The organism is Streptomyces sp. NPDC079167, from assembly GCF_040686735.1.
Taxonomy (GTDB): domain Bacteria; phylum Actinomycetota; class Actinomycetes; order Streptomycetales; family Streptomycetaceae; genus Streptomyces.
The window spans coordinates 218634-235820 of record NZ_JBFBLO010000002.1 but is presented as its reverse complement, the minus strand read 5'-3'; the positions used below and the strand labels follow the sequence as shown (position 1 = coordinate 235820).

The following is a 17187-nucleotide window of genomic DNA, read 5'->3' as shown; positions in this document are numbered from 1 at the left end:
TGACCCGTTCGGGGCGGGGAGACCGGTGCGGTCAGAGCAGGGTCAGCTGGGTGGGGCCCGGCGCGTGACCGTCCGCGAGAGCGGGCGGGGTCTCGCGGGTGAGGCGGCGGGCGCCGCCCCGGTCGGCCGGGCCGATGCCGAACTCGGTCGCGAGCTCGTGGACCCGGCGGGTGATGGACCGCTGGTACCAGGTCGGCGCGTACGCGCCGTCCGCGTACATCCGCTCGTACCGTCGCACCAGGTGCGGGTGGTGCTGTGCCAGCCACTGCATGAACCACTCGCGGGCGCCGGGCCGCAGGTGCAGGACGAGTGGTGTGACGGAGGTGGCCCCGGCTGCGGCGATGGCGCGGACCGTGGCGCGCAGCTGGTCGGGGTGGTCGCCGAGGAAGGGGATGACGGGGGCCATCAGCACGCCGCAGCCGATCCCGTTGTCCGTCATGGCGCGGACGACGTCGAGGCGGCGCTCGGGGGAGGGAGTGCCCGGCTCGACCGTGCGCCACAGCTCGGGGTCGGTGAATCCGACGGAGACGGAGACACCGACCTCGGTGACCCCGGCGGCCTGGCGCAGCAGGTCGAGATCGCGCAGGATCAGCGTGCCCTTCGTGAGTATGGAGAAGGGGTTCGCGTGATCACGCAGCGCCGCGATGATGCCGGGCATCAGCCGGTAGCGGCCCTCGGCCCGCTGGTAGCAGTCGACGTTCGTGCCCATCGCGATGTGCTGGCCGTGCCACTGACGGGAGGCCAGATGGCGGCTCAGCAGCTCGGCGGCGTTGACCTTGACGACGATCTGGGAGTCGAAGTCGAGACCGGTGTCCAGGTCCAGATAGCTGTGGGTCTTGCGGGCGAAGCAGTACACGCACGCGTGGGTGCAGCCCCGGTAGGGGTTCACGGTCCATTCGAACGGCATGCGGGAGGCCCCGGGCACCCGGTTCACGATCGAGCGGGCCCGGATCTCATGGAACGTGATCCCCCTGAATTCCGGGGTGTCGAAGGTGCGCGTCGTCACCGCGTCCGCGGCGAAGAGCGCACCGTTACCCGCCTTTGTGGTGTTCTCTGCCAGATTGTCCCAGCGCATGAACGCCTCCTTCGTAGCACTCCGCAGAGAATAGAACATACGTTCCCTTGATCGTGCGCGGCGGAGCGCGGGGCCCGATTTTGAGGGGCCGTACCCGAGGTGGTTGGCTCAGCAGCACCCCGAACAACCGAGTGCTGGAGGAGCAGGCATGGCGCAGGTCGAGGCCACGACAGAGCGGATCATCGCGGCGGACGCAGAGACGGTGTTCGACGCGCTGGCCGACTACAAGGAGGTCCGGGGCAAGGTGCTGACCGGGCACTTCAGCGAGTACGAGGTGCGCGAGGGCGGGGACGGGGAAGGCACCCTCGTCCACTGGAAGCTCCAGGCCACGAGCAAGCGGGTCCGCGACTGCCTGCTCGAGGTCACCGAGCCCACCGACGGGCAGCTGATCGAGAAGGACCGGAACTCCTCGATGGTCACCACCTGGACCGTCACCCCGGCCGGGGAGGGCAGGTCCAAGGCCGTCGTCTCGACGGTGTGGAACGGCGCCGGCGGCATCGGAGGGTTCTTCGAGAAGACCTTCGCGCCCAAGGGGCTCGGCCGCATCTACGACGAACTGCTGCAGAACCTCGCCACCGAGGTGGAGAAGTAACCCTCCTCCGCCTGCTGTTGACGTCATGGCCGGCCTCACCGGAACGAGTGGTTTTCCGGGGTGGCCGGTTGTGCGTCGCAACCCCTCCCACCGGCGCATAAGCCCACTGAATGCGCCCTGAGTGCGCCCGGTCGCGTTTGCCCCGCCTTGCTGCCTGATGCGAGAAATGGGCGGCGCAGCTGCGACGAGGGGAGCGTTACGTGGTGGGTGGGATCACTCTGGTGAAGGACGAGCCAGGAGGCACGGAGTACGGGACGCCCGGCACGCGGGCAGCGCCCGGCACCGAGGCGGAGTACGAGCCGCCCCCGCCGCCGTCCGCCGCCGGACCGTCCGCGCCTCCGGACGGGATCAGCCCCCGCAGGATCCGGCTGGTCTTCCTCGGGCTGATGCTCACCCTGCTGCTCGCGGCGCTCGACCAGATGATCGTCGCCACCGCCCTGCCGAAGATCGTCGGTGAGCTGCACGGCCTGGACAAGATGTCCTGGGCGGTCACCGCCTATCTCCTCGCCTCCACGATCGGTCTGCCGCTCTACGGGAAGCTCGGCGACCTCTTCGGCCGCAAGGGCGTCTTCCAGTTCGCGATCGTCGTCTTCATCATCGGCTCGGCCCTGGCGGGCTGGTCGCGCACCATGGACGAACTGATCGCCTTCCGGGCCGTCCAGGGCATCGGCGGCGGCGGACTCATGATCGGCGTCCAGGCGATCATCGCCGACATCGTCCCGGCCAGGGAGCGGGGCCGCTACATGGGCCTCATCGGGGCCGTCTTCGGCCTCGCCTCGGTGGCCGGGCCCCTCCTCGGCGGCTTCTTCACCGATCACGCCTCCTGGCGCTGGTGCTTCTACATCAACGTGCCGTTCGGCCTCGTCACCCTCGCCGTCATCGCCCTCGTACTGAAGCTGCCCAAACCCGCCGTCCGTCCCCGACTCGACGTGCTGGGGGCCCTGCTGCTGGCCGTCGCGTCGACCTGCCTGGTGCTGCTCACCAGCTGGGGCGGCACGGAGTACGCCTGGGGCTCCCGGACCATCCTCGGGCTCGCCGCCGGAGCTGCCGGAACGACACTGCTCTTCCTCGTCGTCGAACACCGGGCCGCCGAACCCATCATCCCGCTGCGCCTGTTCCGCGACTCCGTCTTCAACGTCACCTCGCTGGTCGGCGCGGTCATCGGGGTCGCGCTCTTCGGGGCGGCCAGCTACCTGCCGACCTACCTCCAGATGGTCGAGGGCGTCTCCGCCACCGAGTCGGGCCTGTTGATGCTGCCCATGATGGGCGGCATCGTCGTCTCCTCCGTCGTCTCCGGCCAACTGGTCTCGCGTACCGGCCGCTACCGTGTCTATCCGCTGGTGGGCGGAGCCGTGTCGGCCGTGGGAATGTGGCTGCTCTCCCTGCTCGACACGGACACCTCGGCGCTGGAGTACGGCCTCTGGCAGGCCGTCCTGGGCATCGGGATCGGTCTCGTCATGTCCATCCTGGTGCTGGCCGTGCAGAACTCCGTACGCCCTTCCGACCTCGGCACCGCCACCAGCGCGCACAACTACTTCCGACAGATCGGCGGCAGCGTCGGAGCCGCGATCTTCGGCACCCTGTTCGCCGGGCGGCTCAGTGACGCGCTCGGGGTGCGGCTCCCCTCCGGCGCCGATCTGCCCGACGCCGAGTCGATCACCCCTCAGCTGGTCCACTCCATGGAGCCCGCGCTGCGTGACGCCTACATCCAGGCGTACGCCGACGCGATGCCGCGGATCTTCCTCTACCTGGTGCCGGTGCTCCTGCTCGGCCTGTTCCTCGCCTTCTTCCTCAAGGAGAAACCGCTGGTGTCCCACCACACCCCCCAGACGGCACCCGACCCGACCGAGGCGCACTCCACGATCCCCGCCGCCCGCGCCGACCCCGGCCCGCCGCGGTCCGGCCCGCTCTCCGGGGTGCCGGTGTGCGGGTGCGTCCAGCACCCCGACGGTACGAAGGTGGGACGGGCCGCGCTCACCCTCATCGACGGTCAGGGACGGCAGGTAGGACGCGGAGCGAGCGGCGACGACGGGCGGTACGCGCTGAGCGCGCCCGCGGCCGGTGCCTACGTCCTGATCGCCGCAGCGGGCGGACATCAGCCGCAGGCCGTCAGCGTGACCGTCAGCGACCGGCCGGTGGAGCTCGACGTGGTCCTGGGCGGGGCGGGACGGCTCGCCGGCGCGGTCCTCACCCCTGACGGAGCTCCCGTCCGCGACGCGGCGGTCACCCTCACCGACGTACGGGGCGAAGTCGTCGCGACGACCCGCACCGGACGCGAGGGCGCCTATGTGATCAGCGAGCTGGTGGCCGGGGAGTACACCCTCGCGGCCAGTGCGCCGGCCTACCGCCCCGCCGCCCTCCCGGTCAGTGTGCAGGCCGCCCGGGAAACCAGGCAGGACATCGAGCTGGCGGGCGGCGCCGTGCTCCGCGGGATCGTGCGCGCACCCGGTGGGCGGGTTGTCGAGGACGCGAGGGTCACGCTGCTGGACGCGGCGGGCAACGTGGTCGACACCCTGACCACCGGCTCCGACGGGGCGTTCCGCTTCGTCGACCTGTCGACCGGCGAGTACACCGTGATCGCCGCCGGCTATCCGCCGGTCGCCACCGTGCTCCAGCTCCCCGGAGGGGGGCGTACGGAGCGCGACCTCCAGCTGGGCCACGAGGACTGATCACCGGACGGGTGTGCGGTGCTCCGCACACCCGCCTCGCTCACGGCAGCAGCCGGGGCCTCCGCCTCGCCGCCACGTCCTCGACCCAGCCGAAGCAGACGACGGCGGCGGCGATCAGCACCCAGGCGACGCCGAACTGCCACCACAGGCTGTCCAGCGGCAGGTACCGCTCCATCGCCGGCACCTCCCACATGAGGTCGATCAGCGGCACCGTGGCCATCAGCGCCACCTCGTGCCAGAGATAGACCGTCACCGCGCGGGCGTTGAACACCGTGACGACCCGGTCGGCCACCCGGTGACGTACGAGTCCGTCGAAGCGGGGCCTGAAGCGCAGCAGGAGCAGCACGAACCCCGCCGACCACAGGGCCTGGGCGAGCGGAAGGTCGTCCAGGTCGTACGAACCCTCCGCCGGATGTCCGGCCGCCCACCAGGCACCCGCGGCCATCAGCGGCACCGCGAGCGCCGCCGCTCCCGCGCCGCGCAGCCGGTCGAGCACCCCGTCGCGGTGTGCGAAGCCCAGCAGCCAGCAGAACAGGAACACCGAGGCGTCGCTGATCGCGCTCCCCAGTCGGCCGTCCGGCACCCCGGACACCGTCTCCAGCACCAAGACCGGCACCAGGGAGAGGGCGAGCACGGGCAGCGGGGCGAGCCGGAAGAGGCGCAGCAGCAGCGGCGAGAGCAGCACGAACCAGAGATAGGCGCGCAGATACCAGAGCACCTCCCAGGCCTGCTCACCCCACGCGTTGCCGGGCGGGTCACCGACCGGCAGCACCCAGAGCAGGACGTCCGGCCCCGGCACCCAGCCGTGCAGCAGCATCGCCACCCCGAGTACGAGGCCGAACAGCCAGACCGGTATGAGCAGCCTGCGCAGCCTGCTCCGGAGCACCCCGAGGGCGGGCCGCTCCAGCGAGCGGGCCATGAGCGACCCGGCGAGCGCGAACATCACGCCCATGGACGGGAAGACGTACCCCAGCCAGGGCCACTCGAAGGTGTGGTAGGTCACCACCCGGACGAGCGCCACGGCCCGCAGCACATCGAAGGAACGGTCGCGGCCCGTGCCGGTGCCGGCCGCGGGAGGCGGCGCGAACGCCGCCCTGCGGTGCGCCCCCGCCACTACGAGGCCCCCACGTGGGGCGTGCCCACCTCACCCGTGCGTTTCAGCTTCTGCCAGCGCAGCCGGCCCCCGGTCGCCGCCGTGACACAGGAGTGGATCAGCACGAGGTACATCAACTGCCGGTAGGCGAGCTGCTGGAGGGGCATCATCAGCAGGTACCGGTACTTCTCCCGGTCGAGACGGAAGGCGTACGCCGCGCAGAACAACTGCACGGCCAGGATCGCCAGCCAGGCGAGCAGCGAGGCCCGGAAGTCCACGAAGACCATCGAGTAGACGGTGAAGACGTCGATGAGCGGGGCGAAGACCGGTGTGATGATCTGGAAGAGGACGACGAGCGGCATCCCGACGCGGCCGAAGCGCCCGGAGGGGCCCCGGTCGGTGACGGACCCGCGGTGCTTCCACAGGGCCTGCATGGTGCCGTAGCTCCAGCGGTACCGCTGGCGCCACAACTGCCCCAGGGAGGCCGGTGCTTCGGTCCACGCCCGGGCGTGCTCGGCGTAGACGACGCGCCAGCCCGCGCGGTGGAGCGCGATGGTGATGTCGGTGTCCTCGGCCAGGGTGTCCTCGCTCATCCCGCCGGCCTCCAGCACCGCCTGGCGGCGGAAGGCACCGATGGCACCGGGGATGGTCGGCATGCAGCGCAGCAGGTCGTACATCCTGCGGTCCAGGTTGAAGCCCATCACGTACTCGATGTGCTGCCAGGCACCGATCATCGTGGACCGGTTGCCGACCTTCGCGTTGCCGGCGACGGCGCCGATGCCGGGGTCGGCGAACGGCTGGACGAGCTGGTGCACCGCGTCCGGTTCGAAGACGGTGTCCCCGTCCATCATCACGACGATGTCGTGACGTGCCTGCCGCACACCGTTGTTGAGCGCCGCCGGCTTGCCCGCGTTCTCCTGCCGGATCACCCGGACGTTGGGGAGGCCGAGCGATTCGGCTATCTCCGCCGTGCCGTCCGTCGAGCCGTCGTCGACGACCAGGATCTCGATCGGATGGGTGCTGGCGGCGAGGGAGTTGAGCGTGGCGGCGATGCACTCCTTCTCGTTGTAGGCCGGAACGATCACACTCACCGGCCCGGTCACCTCGGGTCCCCAGGTGAACCGGCGTCTGTTGCGCTGCCGGTGATGGCGCCTGGCGAGCAGGAGCATCAGGCCGAAGCGGCCCAGGACCGCCACCCCGACGACCCCCAGCATCGTGGCCAGCCCCGGCACCGTCCACTCGGCGACGCCGACCGCGGCGAGCAGGGCGCGGCCCTCCCAGAGACTCGCGGTGTCCGCCTCACGGTGGGCGGCCTGTGCGGAGTCTGCCTGGGAACCGCCGTCCTGACCGGGGCCTGGGGAAGCGGTGCCGCCGTCGGTGCCGGCCTGTTGCTGAGCTCCGCTGACGGTGGTGAAGGTGTAGCCCTTCGCCTTCATCTTCTCGATGTACTTCGGCAGCGCGGCCAGTGTCTCGGAGCGGTCGCCGCCCGCGTCGTGGAAGAGCACCGAGGCACCCTCGCCGTCCTCCGGCGTCGCCCACTTGATGATCTTGGAGACGCCGGGCTGCTGCCAGTCCTCGCTGTCGGTGTCGATGAACACACTGGTGTAGCCCATCGCGCCGAGGCGCTCGTAGACGGGCCAGCTGTAGTCGTCGATCGCGTCGGTCTTCGAGGAGTACGGGGCACGGAACAGGGTCGTCGTGATGCCTGCGGCGCCCGCCAGGGCGAGCTGCGTCTGGGCGATCTCCCGCTTGACGCGGGCCTCGCTCTGGTAGGAGAGATCGACATGGGTGAAGGTGTGGACCCCCACCTCGTTGCCCTCGTCGACCATCCTGCGGACGACGTCCGGATAGCGCGCGACCATCGAGCCGACGAGGAAGAAGGTGCCCGGCACGTCGTTCTCGTCCAGGATGTCCATGACCTTCCCGCTCCACTCGGGATCGGGGCCGTCGTCGAAGGTCAGCACGATGGTCTTGTCCGGCACGGACTGCGTACGGGCGGTGCCGCCGGGGAAGCTCAGGATCGGCCCGCCCTCCAGCACGTCGCTGGGCACCGAGTCCGCGGACGCGCCGGTCCTGATCCGCTGGTCGTCGCCGATCTCGGCGCGCAGATAGCCGTCGAGCAGCATCATGCAGACGAGCCCCAGCAGGAGCAGCAGGGCCATGATCACGCGGGGCCGGGGGACGGCCTGGCGCCCCACGCGGCTGATCTTGCCGGGCGTCGCGTGCCGACGCCGGGAAGCGGCCATCAGTTCGCCCCGCCCGATGCCGATGCCGATGCCGATGCCGATGCCGAGGCCGAGGCCTGGCCGGACGGCGTCGCTCCACCGGAAGGCGGCGTCGGCGCGCCGCTCGGGGGCGCGGACCCGCCCGGTGGCACGCCGTAGCCGGGCCGCGTCCCGCCTCCCGGGCCGGCTTCGGCGGCCGGGCCGCCGTCGAAGGGGAGCAGTTGCGCAGGGGTCATGGAGATCCCGCCCATGAAGGCGAGCCCCAGCACGGCGGCGTAACCGACGCAGACGGCGCCCAGGAGCATGCCGGCGCGGCGCAGCAGCCTGGCCCGGCGCCCGGATCCGTCCACGAAGACGGGTCCCTCCTGCGGCTGCCCGGCCTTGCGACGGCGCTCGGCCGAACGGGCCGGGCCGGCGTGTGCCCGGCGTCGGCCGCGCGGCGCCGGGTCTTTCTCGATGACGGGGTCGGATTGCATGTGCGCATGGTGGCGAAGCTTGATGTGCGAAGTCTGGAGCTTTCCTGGCCGCTCGCTGTGAAGAGCGCCCGAACCTGTCGGACCGCTGAGAGTGTGCCGGCGGCCGCCCACCGGCTCCGCGCCGCTCGCACCGCACCCAGCAGGGGAATTGGGCGTTCCAGGCGGCCCCTGCCGGGCCCTTTCCATGAGTTTCCTGTGTCTTCGCGGCGGCCCCGGGTGTGAGAGGTTCAAGGCGTCCCGGCAGCACCGGCTGCCGTTCCGGGACGACATCCCGAAAGCAGGTGCAACCGTCATGCGAAGGCGCACACGGGTTTCCTCGGCCGTCGCCGGGCTGATCGCGCTCGGCCTCGCGTCTTCGGCCTGCTCGCCGGGCGGCGTCGCCGACCAGTCCAACGGCTCCGCGCAGCCCCCGCCGGCGGCCGCGCGGACCGCCTACACCCCGTACGTGAGCGCCACGACGGCCGCCGACACCGACGGTGCGGGGTCACCCGACACGTACAACCTGGCCTTCGTCACCTCCGCCACATCGGGCTGCACCCCGCTCTGGGGCGGCACCACGGCGGCCGGCAGCGACGCGGTCGCGGCACGCGCCGAGGCGCTCACCGGCACCGGCGCTGACCTCCGGGTCTCCTTCGGGGGCGCCGCGGGCACCGAGGCGGCCCTCGCCTGTGACAGCGCGGAGGCGCTGGCCGACGTCTACGCCGAGGTGCTCGACGCGGTCGGCGCCACGAAGGCCGACTTCGACATCGAGGGCGACGCCCTCACCGACACCGCTTCCGTCACCCGGCGCAACGAGGCACTCGCGCTGCTCCAGGAGCAGCGCGACCTCGACGTCACCTACACACTGCCCGTCATGCCCGACGGGCTTGAGGACACCGGGCTCGCGGTCCTGGAGGACGCGGTGGACCAGGGGGTCGACCTCTCGGCGGTCAACATCATGGCGATGAACTACAGCACCTCGCACAGCGGGGACATGGGCGACTACGCCGAGCAGGCGGCCGTCGCGGCGCAGGCCCAGCTCGTGGACGTCCTCGGACTGTCGCAGGACGCGGCGTGGAAGGCGCTGCACATCACCGTGATGATCGGGGTCAACGACGTCGAGGGGGAGACGTTCACCCTGGCCGACGCGGCGTCCCTGCGTTCCTTCGCCACCCGCCGAGGGGTCGGCGCGCTCTCCCTCTGGGCGGCCTTCCGCGACCAGGAGTGTGCCTCGGACGAGGAGACCGGGACCGCCTCGGACACCTGCAGCGGAGTCGTCCAGGAAGCGGGAGCGTTCGCCGAAGCGCTGAGCGGCTGAGAGGCGGCGGGCCGGGCTCAGCGCAGCGGCGCCTCCCGGACCAGCGCCATCAGCGCCTTCGCCCCCGGACTCATGGCCTGGGCCGGCGGAAGCACCACGACACTCTCGTAGACCGGCCGGTGCGCTCCGTCGAGCTCCACCACGACCAGCCCCCGGGCCTCCGGCTTACGGGAGAAGTGGTGCGGCACGACAGCGACCCCGAGGCCCTCGTGCACCAGCTCCAGCAGGCTGTGCACGTCGTTGACCTCCAGCGCCACCGTGCGGCGGACCCCCGCCGCCGCGAACGCCTCGTCCGCCGCGCGCCTGGGTCCCCAGTCCGGGTGGAAGTCGATGAACGACTCGCCGCGCAGCTCGCCCCACGCCACCCGTACGTCCTCCTCGGCGAGCCGGTGACCAGGGGCGCACAGGACGACCATGGGCTCCCGGGCCAGCGGCACGAGTGCGCCCCGCCACTCCGGCGGGCTCACGGTCGCGGCGAACGCCAGGTCCAGCCGCCCGCCGGCCACCCCCTCCAGCAGACTGGACGTGCCCTCCTGCCGGAGCCTGATCTCCATGTGCGGATGCTCCCGGTGGAAGGCCGCCAGCAGCCGCGCCGTGCTGACCCCGGCCACGCACTGCTCCACCCCCAGCGTCAGCGTGCCGCGCAGCAGCCCCCGTACGGCGTCGACGGCGTCCCGCGCCGCCCTGGCCCCCGCCAGCGTGCGCTCCGCCTCCACCAGCAGGGCCGCACCCGCCTCGGTGAGCCGGACCGTGCGTGTCGTCCGGCTGAACAGCGGTGTCCTCAGCTCGTGCTCCAGCGCGCGGACGGACGCCGACAGCCCCGACTGGGACACGGCCAGACGCTCGGCCGCCCGGGTGAAGTGCCGCTCCTCGGCGACGGCGACGAAGTGCTCCAGCTGACGCAGTTCCATGATTGAGCAATCTAACCGATGAATCCCAACGGAATCTCCTGTTGGACCGCTGGATCGTTCTCCGCCAGTCTTGGTACGCGCACCGGTTCCGGGGCGCCAGACCGCGCCCCGTGGAGTGCTCACATGTACGTACCGTCCGCCGACCGCTACGCCGCCATGCCCTACCGGCGCACCGGACGCAGCGGCCTGCTGCTCCCCGCGCTCTCGCTCGGGCTCTGGCACAACTTCGGGGGCGACCGTACCCCCGAGAGCCAGGCCGAGATCCTGCGCAGGGCCTTCGACCTCGGTATCACCCACTTCGACCTCGCCAACAACTACGGCCCGCCGCCCGGCTCCGCCGAGACCGCCATGGGCCGCGCCCTGCGGACGGACTTCGCCGGGCTCCGGGACGAGATCGTCATCTCCACCAAGGCGGGCTACCACATGTGGGAGGGGCCGTACGGGGAGTGGGGCTCCCGCAAGAGCCTGCGTTCCTCGCTGGACCAGAGCCTGACCCGGCTCGGCCTCGACTACGTCGACATCTTCTACTCGCACCGCTTCGACCCCGACACCCCGCTCGAGGAGACGATGGGCGCGCTCGACACGGCGGTGCGCCAGGGCAAGGCGCTCTACGCCGGCGTCTCCAACTACTCCGCCGAGCAGACCCGCGAGGCCGCCCGCATCCTGAACGAGCTGGGCACGCCCCTCCTCATCCACCAGCCGCGCTACTCCATGCTCGACCGCTGGGTCGAGGACGGGCTGCTGGACGCCCTGGACGAGCTCGGCACCGGCTCCATCGCGTACTCCCCGCTGGAGCAGGGCATCCTCTCCGACCGCTATCTCAACGGCATCCCGGAGGGATCGCGCGCGGCGGGCAGCAGCCCCTTCCTGTCGGCCGAGGCCGTCACCCCGGACCTGGTGGAGCGGCTGGGCGCGCTGAACGAACTGGCCCGTGAGCGCGGACAGTCCCTCGCCCAGATGGCGCTCGCCTGGGTGCTGCGCGGCGGCCGGGTCACCTCCGCAGTCGTCGGTGCGAGCAGCGTCGCCCAGCTGGAGAACAGCGTGGCGACGGTCGGCAACCTGGAGTTCGCCGAGGAGGAGCTCGCCCGGATCGAGGAGCTCGTCAAGGGCGCCACCCGCGCCTGACCTGGGGCCTCTCGTTTGGATCATGCTGGGCTCGCGTGCCCTGGCACCGCACCTCGCGGCGTTGTCGTCAATCTTCCCCAAGCTCCCGGCTTCTCCCCCACTCTCGGCTTCGCTCGAGCGGGGGGACCCCCATGAGCAGGGGAGACCCCAACCGCTCCGCGTTGCCTCAATCCTCCGCCTTGCGATGCTCCCCCACAGCCTGAACGGCGTGGGAGGTGCCCCCACCACCAGACCTCGCTCCCTGATCCAGCCTGATCCGAACGAAAGGACCCGGAGCCGTCCGCCGCCCGTGCGGCGGACGGCTTCACCGGACTGGACCAGTGGCAGATCACCGACGCCCTGGTCCGGTGCCGTCCCGGCGCGTACCGTGATGCGGCACGAAGATCCTTCTCCCGGGAACGGGCGGGGGAGTGACCGACCAGCGACAGGACCGCGCACGTGAAGATCCTCGTCAGCGCCGACATGGAGGGCGCCACCGGAGTGACCTGGCCGGCCGATGTCCTGCCCGGCACCCCGCAGTGGGAGCGGTGCCGTTCGCTCTTCACCTCCGACGTGAACGCCGCCGCGCTCGGCTTCTTCGACGGGGGCGCCGACGAGGTCCTCGTCAACGAGGCCCACTGGTCCATGCGCAACCTGCTCCTGGAGCGGCTCGACGACCGCGTTCAGATGCTCACCGGCAAACACAAGGCCCTCTCCATGGTCGAGGGCATCCAGCACGGCGACGTCGACGCCGTCGCGTTCGTCGGCTACCACACGGGCGCCGGCACGGAGGGCGTACTCGCCCACACCTACCTCGCCAACTCCATCACCGGGGTCTGGCTCAACGGGGTCCGCGCCAGTGAGGGCCTGCTCAACGCGCATGTCGCGGCGGAGTACGGCGTCCCCGTCATCCTGGTCACCGGCGACGACCTGACCTGCCAGGACGCCCAGGGCTACGCTCCCGGGGCGCGCACCGTCGCGGTCAAGGACCACGTCTCGCGGTACGCCGCCGTCTGCCGCACCCCGGCCCGTACCGCCGCCGACATCAGGGCGGCCGCCGCCGCGGCGACGGCGCTCGCCGGTCGCCGCACACCCGTGACGAGCGGCTCGTACACGGTGGAGCTGGAATTCGACGCCGAGCATCTGGGGGCTGCGGCGACCGTGGTGCCCGGCGTGGCGCCGAGCGGCGAGCGGCGCGTCGTCTATACCAGCGGGACGATGTACGAAGGTATTCGCACATTCAAGGCGGTGACGACGATCGTGTCGGCCGCCGTGGAGGAGCAGTATGGCTGAGGCGGACAACCCCACCGGACCGGTCGACGAGCGGGCGCTCGAAGAAGCGGTGACGTTCACCTCCGAGCTGATCCGGATCGACACCACCAACCGCGGCGACGGCACCTGCCGGGAACGGCCGGCCGCCGAGTACGTCGCCGAGCGGCTCGCGGACGCCGGACTGGAACCGGCCCTCCTGGAGCGCACGCCGGGACGGACCAACGTCGTCGCCCGGATCGAGGGCACGGACCGGTCCGCCGACGCGCTCCTCGTCCACGGTCATCTCGACGTGGTGCCCGCGGTGGCGGAGGACTGGACCGTGCACCCCTTCTCCGGGGAGGTGCGCGACGGCGTCGTGTGGGGGCGCGGCGCCATCGACATGAAGAACATGGACGCGATGGTCCTCTCCGTCGTCCGTGCCTGGGCACGCGCGGGCGTACGCCCGCGCCGCGACATCGTCATCGCCTACACGGCCGACGAGGAGGCCAGCGCGGACGACGGCGCCGGCTTCCTCGCCGACCGCCACCCCGGGCTCTTCGAAGGCTGCACGGAGGGCATCAGCGAGTCGGGGGCCTTCACCTTCCACGCGGGACCCGGCATGTCGCTCTACCCCGTCGCGGCGGGCGAACGCGGCACGGGCTGGCTGAAGCTGACCGCCGAGGGCAAGGCCGGCCACGGCTCCAAGGTCAACCGGGCCAACGCCGTCAGCAGGCTCGCCGCAGCCGTCGCCCGGATCGGCGCGCACGAGTGGCCGGTACGGCTGACCCCGACCGTCCGGGCCGCGCTCACCGAGATCGCCGCGCTCCACCACATCCCGGTCGACCCCGACGCCCCCGGGTTCGACGTGGACGAACTGCTCGGCAAGCTCGGCCCGGCCGCCGCGCTGATCGAGCCGACCGTGCGCAACAGCACCAACCCGACGATGCTGGACGCCGGTTACAAGGTCAACGTGATCCCCGGCCACGCCACCGCCCAGATCGACGGACGCATGGTCCCCGGCGGCGAGGACGAGTTCCGCGAGACCCTGGACCGGCTGACCGGCCCGGGCGTCGACTGGGAGTTCCAGCACCGCGAGGTCGCGCTCGAAGCCCCGGTCGACTCGCCGACGTACGCGAAGATGCGCGCGGCCATCGAGCTGTTCGACCCGGACGCCCACGTCGTGCCGTACTGCATGTCGGGCGGCACGGACGCCAAGCAGTTCTCGCGGCTCGGCATCACCGGCTACGGCTACTCCCCGCTGAAGCTGCCCGTCGGCTTCGACTACCAGGCGCTGTTCCACGGCGTCGACGAGCGGGTCCCCGTCGACGCCCTGCACTTCGGCGTCCGGGTCCTGGACCACTTCCTGCGCAGCGCCTGACGAACCGCACCGCCCGACCGAAGAGGGGGAAACCGACCATGACGTCCACAGCGGCGTACGGCACATGGCCGTCACCGATCGACGCGGCACTGACCGCGTCGCACGACGGCAGGCCGGAGTTCGCCGGCACCGTCGGCGACGAGGTCTGGTGGACGGAGCCGCGCCCGGCCGAGGGCGGCCGCCGTGCCCTCGTACGCCGGATGGCCGACGGCAGCACCCGGTCCGTGCTCCCCGAACCGTGGAATCCCCGCAGCCGCGTCATCGAGTACGGCGGAGTGCCGTGGGCCGGTGCGCCGCGCGAGGAGGGCGGTCCCCTGGTCGTCTTCGTCCACTTCCCCGACCAGCGGCTGTACGCCTACGAGCCGGACGGGCCCGGTGAGCCGTGGCCGCTCACCCCCGTCTCGGACCTCGGAGGCGGACTGCGCTGGGTCGACCCGCAGGTGCACCTCGGACGCGGTGAGGTGTGGTGCGTGCTGGAGGAGTCCACCGGCCCCTCGCCCACCGACGTGCGGCGCGTGATCGCCGCCGTGCCGCTGGACGGTTCGGCCGCGGGGGACCGCGGCGCCGTACGCGAGCTCACGGACGACCGGAACCGGTTCGTCACCGGGCCCAGGCTGTCGCACGACGGCCGCCGGGTCGCCTGGATCACCTGGGACCATCCGCGGATGCCGTGGGACGGCACCGTCGTGAAGATGGCCGACGTCACGGCCGACGGCGACTTCACCGGTGTCCGGCCCCTGGTCGGCGACATCGACGAATCGGTCGTCCAGGTGGAGTGGGACCGCGACGGATCGCTGCTCTTCGTCTCGGACGTCGGAGGCTGGTGGGAACTCCAGCGCCTGCGGCCCGACGCCGTCGCCGGCGCGGTCGTGCCCACCAGCCGCCTCTGCGGCGGCCGGAGCGAGGAGTTCGGCGGGCCGCTGTGGAAGATCGGACTGCGCTGGTTCCAGCTCCTGGACAACGGCCTGATCGCCGTCATCCACGGCCGGGGCACCACCGCGCTCGGTGTGCTCGACCCGGAGACCGGTGACCTCGTCGACGCCGTGGGCCCCTGGACGGCCTGGGCGGAGACCCTCGCCGTGCAGGACACCAGGGTCATCGGCATCGCCGCGAGCCCTCACAGTTCGTACGAGGTGGTGGAGCTGGACACGGCCACGGGCCACACCCGGGCCATCGGTGCCCCCCACCAGGACGCGGTCGACCCCGCCTACCACCCCGAACCGCAGATCCGTACCTTCACCGGACCGGCGGGCCGCGAGATCCACGCCCATGTGTACCCGCCCCGCCACCCCGACCGCACCGGACCCGACGGCGAACTCCCGCCCTACGTCATCTGGGCGCACGGCGGCCCCACCGGCCGCGCCCCGCTCGTACTCGACCTGGAGATCGCCTACTTCACCTCCCGGGGCATCGGCGTCGCGGAGGTGAACTACGGCGGCTCGACCGGCTACGGCCGTGCCTACCGCGAACGGCTCCGCGGACAGTGGGGCGTCGTGGACGTGGAGGACTGCGCCGCCGTCGCCCTGGGGCTGGCCGAGGAGGGCTCGGCGGACCGCGACCGGCTGGCGATCCGGGGCGGAAGCGCCGGGGGCTGGACCACCGCCGCCTCCCTCGCAGGGACCGACGTCTACGCCTGCGGAGCGATCAGCTATCCGATCCTCGACCTGGAGGGCTGGGCGACCGGTGAGACGCACGACTTCGAGTCGCAGTACCTGGAGTCGCTCGTGGGCCCCTACGCCGAGGTGCCCGAGCGCTACCGGGAGCGCTCACCCGTCAACCACACGGACGGGATCACCACCCCGTTCCTGCTGCTCCAGGGGCTCGACGACCCGATCTGCCCACCCGTCCAGTGCGAGCGCTTCCTCGCCGCGACCGAGGGACGCGGGATCCCGCACGCCTACCTCACCTTCGAGGGGGAGGGCCATGGCTTCCGCCGGGCCGACACCGTGAGGCGCGCGCTGGAGGCCGAACTCTCCCTATACGCCCAGACGTTCGGCATTGACCGGCCCGACGTGCCACGGCTGGAGCTGAAGGGGTGACCCTGGAGCCCCTCGCCCGCCCGGCCCGGCTGCGGCCCGGCGCCAGGGTCGCGGTCGTCGCCCCCAGTGGTCCCGTGCCGCCCGAACGGCTGGAGCGCGGCCTCGACCTGCTGCGCGGCTGGGACCTCGACCCCGTCGTGGCGCCCCATGTGCTCGACACGCATCCGGAGCTGGACCACCTCGCCGGCACGGACGAGGACCGCGCCCGGGACCTCGAGGAAGCCTGGTGCGACCCCTCCGTGGACGCCGTGCTGTGTGCCAGGGGAGGCTACGGCGCCCACCGCATGGTCGATCTCCTGGACTGGCCGGCGATGCGGGCGGCCGGGCCCAAGGTGTTCGTCGGCTACAGCGACATCACCGTGCTGCACGAGGCCTTCGCCCTGCGGGCCGGCTTCTCGACCCTGCACGGCCCGATGGTCGCCACCGAGGTGTTCCTCGAGGACGCGGACACCCGACAGGCTCTGCGGTCCACGCTGTTCGAGCCAGAGTCGGTGCAGACCCTGGGGCTGGACGCGGCGGTGGCGCTGGTGCCCGGCACCGCCCGGGGAGTCACCTACGGCGGCTGCGCCACGCTGCTCGCCGCCGACGCGGGCACCCCGCGCGCCCGGACCTCGGTCCAGGGCGGGCTGCTGGTGATCGAGGACACCGGGGAGGAGCCGTACCGGCTGGACGGTGTCCTCACCCGGCTGCTGCGCATCGGAGCCCTGGCCGGGATATCCGGTGTGGTGTGCGGCTCCTGGGAGGGGTGCGGCCCCTACGAAGGGGTGCGGGCCGTGCTCGCCGACCGGCTCGGCGGACTCGGGGTGCCGGTGGTCGAGGAGCTGGGCTTCGGTCACGGCCCCACCGCGCTGACCGTCCCCCTCGGGGTGCCGGCGGTGCTGGAGGCATCGGCCGACGGAGGCCGTTGCACGCTGACCTGCCAGGTCCCGGCGCTGCTCTGACGGGCCGCCGGAGCGGGTTGGGCCCGAGCCCCGGTTGACGGCCCGTCAGGGCGGGCGAGGCTGAAGGGGATGCCCCGGGAAACTCCGCCCACGTGCGTTGACAGCGGTATGAGGTGTGTCACACCATGGGCCTGGC

13 protein-coding genes are annotated in these 17187 nt (G+C 71.9%); 8 read left to right on the top strand and 5 right to left on the bottom strand.

The annotated features are described in order from the left end of the window. Positions 1 to 31 precede the first annotated feature (31 nt). Positions 32 to 1075 carry an Rv2578c family radical SAM protein gene (locus AB0P41_RS05245; protein ID WP_365930202.1) on the bottom strand — a complete coding sequence of 348 codons (1044 nt, stop codon included), beginning with the start codon at positions 1073 to 1075 and terminating at the stop codon, positions 32 to 34. A gap of 148 nt (positions 1076 to 1223) precedes the next feature. Between AB0P41_RS05245 and AB0P41_RS05240 the strand changes: the two genes are divergently transcribed. Next, on the top strand, positions 1224 to 1667 hold the full coding sequence (locus AB0P41_RS05240) for an SRPBCC family protein (RefSeq protein ID WP_356716479.1): 444 nt from the start codon (positions 1224 to 1226) through the stop codon (positions 1665 to 1667). 200 nt (positions 1668 to 1867) lie between these two features. Continuing rightward, a complete protein-coding gene (locus AB0P41_RS05235) occupies positions 1868 to 4336 on the top strand; it encodes an MFS transporter (protein ID WP_365930200.1) in 2469 nt (822 codons plus the stop codon). A gap of 40 nt (positions 4337 to 4376) precedes the next feature. Here the strand turns inward: AB0P41_RS05235 and AB0P41_RS05230 are convergent, their stop codons facing one another. Genes AB0P41_RS05230 through AB0P41_RS05220 form a run of 3 tightly spaced genes read right to left on the bottom strand, consistent with a single transcriptional unit; the run spans position 4377 to position 8130 of the window. Continuing rightward, entirely contained in the window at positions 4377 to 5450 is a 1074-nt protein-coding gene (locus AB0P41_RS05230; protein WP_356716483.1) for an acyltransferase family protein, read from the bottom strand. Next, complete coding sequence (locus tag AB0P41_RS05225) at positions 5450 to 7675, bottom strand: bifunctional polysaccharide deacetylase/glycosyltransferase family 2 protein (protein WP_365930198.1); 2226 nt, start codon at positions 7673 to 7675, stop codon at positions 5450 to 5452. The genes AB0P41_RS05230 and AB0P41_RS05225 overlap by 1 nt, the downstream gene beginning before the upstream one ends. Continuing rightward, a complete protein-coding gene (locus tag AB0P41_RS05220; protein ID WP_365930196.1) occupies positions 7675 to 8130 on the bottom strand; it encodes a hypothetical protein in 456 nt (151 codons plus the stop codon). Before AB0P41_RS05220 ends, AB0P41_RS05225 begins: the two co-directional genes overlap by 1 nt. 292 nt (positions 8131 to 8422) lie before the next feature. On the opposite strand from AB0P41_RS05220, the gene AB0P41_RS05215 reads away from it, so the two are divergent. Beyond that, a complete protein-coding gene (locus AB0P41_RS05215; RefSeq protein WP_365930194.1) occupies positions 8423 to 9427 on the top strand; it encodes a hydrolase in 1005 nt (334 codons plus the stop codon). Between the two features lie 17 nt (positions 9428 to 9444). On the opposite strand, the gene AB0P41_RS05210 is transcribed toward AB0P41_RS05215, so the two are convergent. Then, entirely contained in the window at positions 9445 to 10338 is an 894-nt protein-coding gene (locus AB0P41_RS05210; RefSeq protein ID WP_365930192.1) for a LysR family transcriptional regulator, read from the bottom strand. Between the two features lie 123 nt (positions 10339 to 10461). On the opposite strand from AB0P41_RS05210, the gene AB0P41_RS05205 reads away from it, so the two are divergent. From AB0P41_RS05205 to AB0P41_RS05185, 5 genes are all read left to right on the top strand, one after another. After that, a complete protein-coding gene (locus AB0P41_RS05205) occupies positions 10462 to 11463 on the top strand; it encodes an aldo/keto reductase (protein WP_356716493.1) in 1002 nt (333 codons plus the stop codon). A 438-nt stretch (positions 11464 to 11901) separates the two neighbouring features. Next, positions 11902 to 12735: a M55 family metallopeptidase gene (locus AB0P41_RS05200; RefSeq protein ID WP_365930190.1), complete on the top strand. Its 834-nt coding sequence runs from the start codon at positions 11902 to 11904 to the stop codon at positions 12733 to 12735. Further along, complete coding sequence (locus tag AB0P41_RS05195) at positions 12728 to 14071, top strand: M20/M25/M40 family metallo-hydrolase (protein WP_365930188.1); 1344 nt, start codon at positions 12728 to 12730, stop codon at positions 14069 to 14071. The genes AB0P41_RS05200 and AB0P41_RS05195 overlap by 8 nt, the downstream gene beginning before the upstream one ends. Before the next feature lie 38 nt (positions 14072 to 14109). Next, positions 14110 to 16110 carry a prolyl oligopeptidase family serine peptidase gene (locus AB0P41_RS05190; RefSeq protein WP_365930186.1) on the top strand — a complete coding sequence of 667 codons (2001 nt, stop codon included), beginning with the start codon at positions 14110 to 14112 and terminating at the stop codon, positions 16108 to 16110. After that, on the top strand, positions 16107 to 17051 hold the full coding sequence (locus AB0P41_RS05185; RefSeq protein ID WP_365930184.1) for an LD-carboxypeptidase: 945 nt from the start codon (positions 16107 to 16109) through the stop codon (positions 17049 to 17051). Before AB0P41_RS05190 ends, AB0P41_RS05185 begins: the two co-directional genes overlap by 4 nt. Positions 17052 to 17187 lie beyond the last annotated feature (136 nt).

Coding starts and splice junctions, on each gene's coding strand:
- AB0P41_RS05195 (WP_365930188.1), top strand. CDS start 12,728: ATGGCTGAGGCGGACAACCCCACCGGACCGGTCGACGAGCGGGCGCTC.
- AB0P41_RS05210 (WP_365930192.1), bottom strand. CDS start 10,338: ATGGAACTGCGTCAGCTGGAGCACTTCGTCGCCGTCGCCGAGGAGCGG.
- AB0P41_RS05190 (WP_365930186.1), top strand. CDS start 14,110: ATGACGTCCACAGCGGCGTACGGCACATGGCCGTCACCGATCGACGCG.
- AB0P41_RS05225 (WP_365930198.1), bottom strand. CDS start 7,675: ATGGCCGCTTCCCGGCGTCGGCACGCGACGCCCGGCAAGATCAGCCGC.
- AB0P41_RS05240 (WP_356716479.1), top strand. CDS start 1,224: ATGGCGCAGGTCGAGGCCACGACAGAGCGGATCATCGCGGCGGACGCA.
- AB0P41_RS05245 (WP_365930202.1), bottom strand. CDS start 1,075: ATGCGCTGGGACAATCTGGCAGAGAACACCACAAAGGCGGGTAACGGT.
- AB0P41_RS05205 (WP_356716493.1), top strand. CDS start 10,462: ATGTACGTACCGTCCGCCGACCGCTACGCCGCCATGCCCTACCGGCGC.
- AB0P41_RS05220 (WP_365930196.1), bottom strand. CDS start 8,130: ATGCAATCCGACCCCGTCATCGAGAAAGACCCGGCGCCGCGCGGCCGA.
- AB0P41_RS05215 (WP_365930194.1), top strand. CDS start 8,423: ATGCGAAGGCGCACACGGGTTTCCTCGGCCGTCGCCGGGCTGATCGCG.